Source organism: Phycisphaeraceae bacterium, from assembly GCA_040222855.1.
Taxonomy (GTDB): domain Bacteria; phylum Planctomycetota; class Phycisphaerae; order Phycisphaerales; family Phycisphaeraceae; genus Mucisphaera.
In genome coordinates this window covers 1-731 of the sequence record JAVKCD010000020.1, presented here as the reverse complement: position 1 = coordinate 731, position 731 = coordinate 1, and the positions used below count along the sequence as shown (strand labels likewise).

The following is a 731-nucleotide window of genomic DNA, read 5'->3' as shown; positions in this document are numbered from 1 at the left end:
AATGGGTCTGGCTCATCTGGTTGGTTTGATTATGCGGCGGATTTGCGGTGAAGCAAGCGTCGCGCTTCGATGGTCTTTCGTTTGATCTTTTCTCGCTGTTTCAGAATGGTCTGGCCCCGTCCGAAGTATACGTCGGAGGGTGTGAGATTCTGCAGGCTCTCGTGGTATCGTCGGTGGTTGTAGTGATCGACAAATGCGTCGATCTGCTGTCGGAGATCACCCGGCAGGTAGTAGTTTTCCAGCAGGATGCGGTTCTTCAGAGTCTGGTGCCACCGCTCGATCTTGCCCTGGGTCTGGGGTAACTCGACCCATTGTCCGAGAGCAGCCGTGGCTTGTGCAGCACCGTCGCCTGATCGCAGCCCGAAGCCTGCAGCGCCAGGTCCAGCGTGTCGGTGACGTCGCCCGACTTCATCGTCGTGCAAAGCTTCCAGGCGATGATGTAGCGGCTGAAGTCGTCGAGGATGGTGGACAGGTAAAACCAGCCCCAGCCGATGACCTTCAGGTAAGTGAAGTCGGTCTGCCACAGCTGGTTCGGCCTGGTCGTCTTGTCCCGGAACTCGTCGGCCGCCGACACTACCACATAGGCTGGGCTATAGCGCGACAATCAGGGTGAGATCAGCGCGACAATCAGGATGAGAATCCTTGGCCGCGACACAGGGACGATGGCCGTTTGTGTTGCCGCGGGCAAGGGGTTTGTCGCTCGGGCTTGTCGCGGAGCGTCAATCTGCGGT

Annotated in this window: 1 pseudogene; it reads right to left on the bottom strand. The window is 58.7% G+C overall.

The annotated features are described in order from the left end of the window. Window positions 1-29: 29 nt before the first annotated feature. Window positions 30-592 (bottom strand): annotated as a pseudogene (locus RIG82_09720) (DDE-type integrase/transposase/recombinase). Window positions 593-731: the final 139 nt, after the last annotated feature.